The organism is Polaribacter pectinis, assembly GCF_014352875.1.
Classification (GTDB): Bacteria; Bacteroidota; Bacteroidia; order Flavobacteriales; family Flavobacteriaceae; genus Polaribacter; species Polaribacter pectinis.
Genome location: NZ_CP060695.1, coordinates 3273158 through 3278138, shown reverse-complemented (window position 1 = coordinate 3278138; position 4981 = coordinate 3273158). Strand labels below are relative to the sequence as shown.

Below are 4981 nucleotides of genomic sequence, written 5' to 3'. Positions count from 1 at the left end.
AAGAAATTTCTTTGTGTTTATTACCCTTATTTTGTTAAAGTTGAAAAGCTTGTGCATATTTTTCATCTATATATTAATTAGTTGTTGCTGTTAGGAGTTGAGTCTATGTCTGTTTCTGTTGTAGAGAAAACTTCTGTTTTATTTGTATATATTGTACCAGCTGTATTAACAGTTGCGCCAATTTTTAATTGATAACTACTTCCCTTGGCCAGTGTTAATAGGCTTAAGTCCCAAATACCAGTACTAGAATCATAGGTTGTATTTGTTGGTATAACTGTAGTTGCTGCATCATAGGTTAAACCTGTTGGTAATAAGTCTATAACATTTACATTTGTTGCTGGTTGATTACCATCATTTTTAAGTGTAATTGTAAATACTATTTTTTCACCAACTTTCTTTATTGGTTTGTTTACCGTTTTTGTAACACTTAAATCTATGGAACACGCTGTTTTATCATTTGCGTCTAAAACTGCTGCTGTATTGTTTTGTTCATAACCAGCACCACTAACTATTGGATTACCTTCTGCGTCAGATGTTAATCCTAAATTATCTAAACTACCTCCAACACTTCCTCCTGCAAAAGCTGTAAGTTGACTTAACTGTATATCTCCAGCTGCTTCGATTGCATCTGGACAACCATCATTGTCTGAATCTGTATCTTGGTAATCTGGAATACCATCTAAATCTGTATCACAAGCTGCAGTTATTGAATCAAATAAAAACCCAGGTTGACCTGAAGTACTTAAATTTTGTACAACTATTTTAGAGATTTCTAATTCTTTAAAATCAAAAAAGACAAGGTTTTTTCTAGTAAACGTATCATTATCTTTGTTATTTGGTTGAGATAATTCTACATAATCATCATCTAATGTCCCATCTTTTGTAACATCCTCGCCTAAATCGTTATAAAATACTGGTACTCTAGAAGCAAAAGTGGTTCCTTTAGTACCTTGTGCAGTATTAACTATGTAATTTTCTGGGTTAGAAATAACAGCACCAGCTTTATCGTAAACTGTTACTCTATGTTTTTCTCCTAGTTGATCGATATCTGTAACCATGAATTTCAATTTCACTGGCGAAGAAAAGGTCATTTCTTGGGTAGAACCTTCATTTGGATAAACGTACTTAAACTGTGTACCTATTGCGTAAAGTTCATCTGCATCTTTTATTGGTTCTGAATAAGGTGCAATTGATGAACCACCTGTGTTTGTATAAGTTATTGAAAAAGAATTTGCAAAACTTTGGGTAAATACAGGGTTAGAACCAGTAATATCAACATTAAAATCTCCATTAGAAGCTCGAAGAAATGTGGCACACTCTGCTGTATCTATAATACCATCATTGTCATCATCTAAATCTGCAAAATCTGCAACACCATCATTATCATTGTCTAAACAAGTATTTACACTCGCGTCTAAATAATTTGCATTAGGAGTTGAATATGAAGCTCCTGAAACTTTTCCGTTAGAATTATCTACAGCTGGTGTACCAGAGCCATAAAAACCATTGTTATCTGCATCTGCATTATTTACTGAACCATAATAAGCTTCATCTGCATCACTACAACCATCTCCATCTGAATCTGAATCTATATCGTCTGTAATACCGTCTTTATCAGTGTCTTTTATAATTTTAGCTTGTAATTGTATTCCTAAGGGATCTACTCCTGAACCGAAAAAATCAAATTGAATAGAAACAATACCTTTATTTAAGGCTTCTTCATTAGGAAATTGTAAAAAACCTGTTGCCTGTCTACCTGATGTGTTATTTGTAGCATCTTCCACGTATTTTTTACCTCCAATGGTTACTTTCTTTAAAACTCCTTCTGTTACTGGTGGTCCTATATTGAAAGGTGAGCCTGGAAAGCGTCCAAACATTACTCTAAAATCTGCATCATTAACCACAGTTCCATCTGCCAACGTAATTACAAAATTTCCTAGGGTAGATGTTACAGCAGCACCGCTATTACCTAAACCTAGCAATTGAAAATTAACCTCTCTTAAAGGTAGCGTGCTTGTTATGGTATAAGTATCTGTTACACCAGTAGCAAGATCTTCATCTATATTATAAAAATCAAAACTATCATTTCCGGTTGGTGCAGTTGCAGAGGTTGTTGTAAAAGTCATTGTAGATGTTTGCCCTCCTGAAACCAATGATAAATTTGAACCATTTATATCCCAAACTTTCGCTTCAGCTCCTTCAATTACATCAGTAATTCCATCATTATCATCATCTAAATCACAACCATCAGGAACACCATCTGAATCGTTATCTAAAGCATCATCAAAACCATCACATTTATCATCACTATCTATAACACCATCATTGTCAATATCACATTGTCCATTGGTATCTCTTGTAGCCTGATCTAAAGAGGTTCCTATTGGTTGACCATTAGTTTGGTTAACATTATTTGGAACTCCTTGATTATTTACTGTTCCTGTTAATCTTCCATCAGAATCTACTGCTGTTGCTAATAAATTATCTGCCCCTTCAATTGCATCGAAACAACCATCGTTATCAGAATCTAGATCTAAACTATTTGGAATTCCATCTTTGTCTATATCCGTATCACAAACCAATGTATATTGTAAATCTGCAATACCTATTCTTTGTCTTGTATTTGGGCTTGTTAAATCGTTAAAATATTGAAAGCTTATTTCTGTTATTGCTTCCGGAAACGTAAGTGATAAAACACCATCTCCAGGATTTGAATTTGTAACATCTCCAGTTCCTACAAATGTATTGTTACCATCATAGTTTACTGCAGAACCACTAAAAGTAACGTTTGTTGCTTCTGAAATACTTATTATTGAGCCATCTAATTTTGTTGCTTGAATAACTATTTTATCTTTAAAATCGTTACCTCTTGCATCTATATCTTGCATGGTAAAGGTTAAATTCCTTACTTCATTTGTAAAAGAAAAGGTTGTTATACCACCACCTGTTTCTCCTGGTGCATTTGCAATTTGAAGCACAGTTCCTAAACCAAAAGCATTTTCTATGGTCATAAACTCTAAACCAGGATTTGCTGGGTTATCAGCAAAAGAAACTGTTAATCTTTGATTGTCTTTAAGACTAGAAACCAAAGGTAAATTCCCTGAAAGATCTGTACTAGAAGCAGACACCCCAAAATCTGTATCCCAATCGTAAGAACCAGATGTGGCTGTAACACAGTTTTCTTCTACCGAATCTAAAATACCATCGTTATCATCATCTAAATCTACAGAATCAGGAACTCCATCATTATCATTATCAAAACAAGCGTTTACACTTGCATCTATATAATATGAGTTTGGACTAGTATAGGCAGCTCCTGAAACCTTTCCAACACCATCTACTGTTGGAGTTCCTGAACCATAAGTTCCATTATCGTCTGTATCTGCATTTGTTACAGTTCCAAAATATGCTTCATCTGCATCACTACATCCATCTCCATCTGAATCTGTATCTAAATAGTCTGGTATTCCGTCACTATCTGTATCTCTACAATAAATAGCAGCAACAGAAATTGATGTTGTAGATAGTTCTGCAACAATATTTCTACCAACACCATCATCTATATTTATATCGTCTACAATTAAGTTAAATGAACTTGTTGGATTTGTAGGCGAAAATGTAGCATTATAGCCAAATTGAACATTGTTATCTGCGTTATTAAAAATTACTTCAGACACTGCACCTTGTTCTACAAAATTTGTAAAATCGAAATTATCTAACTCTGTTTGTGTAACATTGTTAACGGGTGTAGCACCTATTGGAGAAGTTGTAATTTGAGCTGACCCTAAAGTATTACCTGCTGATGTTAGATTAGACCATGTTCCAGGAATATCTATAGCAATTGCATCTTGTGCTTCAGAATTATCCATATTACCAATACCTACTAAACCAATTGAGGTAACTTGAAATGGAACTCCATCTGCAGAAAACGTTGTAACTTTAAGCTTTGGTTGGTCTTCTGCACTACCATTTGCACCTATTTCAAAAACAATTTGTCCTGTATTTATATCTGTAATTATTGTACCATCACTAGGACCAACACCTACAACGTTATTACTACCAGCAGTTCCTGCAGCTTCTAAAACAACTTTATTACCAGCAGCATCTTTATAGACTAATTTACCACCAGCATTTACGTTTCCTAAAACACTTTCTGCTGGAACCAAACTAAAAGATGAACTTGTAACCGCATTACAGCCTTCATCTACATCTAAAATACCATCATTATCAGCATCTGCATCATTATCATCAATAACACCATCACCATCTGTATCTGGTGCAGAAGTAACTGAAATATTATCTATTGCAGCATCACTTCTAAAATTACCCCCTACAATTCCTTCGAATCTAATTTTTATTACATCTCCATCAAAAGCACTTAAGTCTGCTATAGTAGATTGCCAAGCATTTCCTTTATCACCAGATCTACTAAAAACATTTGTTAAAACACCATTTTTGTTAACCAGCACGTTTAAAGTTCCCATATTAGAACCATACATGTGGTAATCAAAATTAAGTTGAGATTTTTGTTTTCCAGTTAAATCAAACTCTTTCTCTAACCATGCTTTTTTACCCGAATTATTTGATGCCTCTATGAAAAGATAAAAATCGCCATCTGAACCTGAACTAGGACCAGTGTTAGAACTTGGAGTCCCTAGAGAATCACGTGTCCAATTCATATCATCTCCAGAGACTTGCAACCAACCATCAAAGTCAGTTTCAAAACTATCTTGTGCGGTAATTGTATTAACAAAACTAAATACAAAAAGTAAAACAATATTTAATATTGTTTTACTTTTTGCAAGCAAAAAAAACTGTTTTACAGTACTACAGGCTTGTAATAAGTATTTTTTCTTCATATATACTGTTTTAACTAAACTATAATTTCTAAAAAAATTGATAAAAAAAATGCCCCCAATATGCCTTTATTTAAAAAAATAAATGTTTTAATTGAAAACAAAGGCATATTGGGGGCACAAAG

The 4981-nt window shown here is 33.8% G+C and carries 1 protein-coding gene; it reads right to left on the bottom strand.

All coding sequences use genetic code 11. The annotated features are described in order from the left end of the window. Window positions 1-77 precede the first annotated feature (77 nt). Complete coding sequence (locus H9W90_RS14635) at window positions 78-4859, bottom strand: DUF11 domain-containing protein (RefSeq protein ID WP_187482313.1); 4782 nt, start codon at window positions 4857-4859, stop codon at window positions 78-80. Window positions 4860-4981 lie beyond the last annotated feature (122 nt).

Excerpts from the sequence above, each read along its gene's own strand:
- H9W90_RS14635 (WP_187482313.1), bottom strand. The coding sequence starts at position 4,859 with ATGAAGAAAAAATACTTATTACAAGCCTGTAGTACTGTAAAACAGTTT.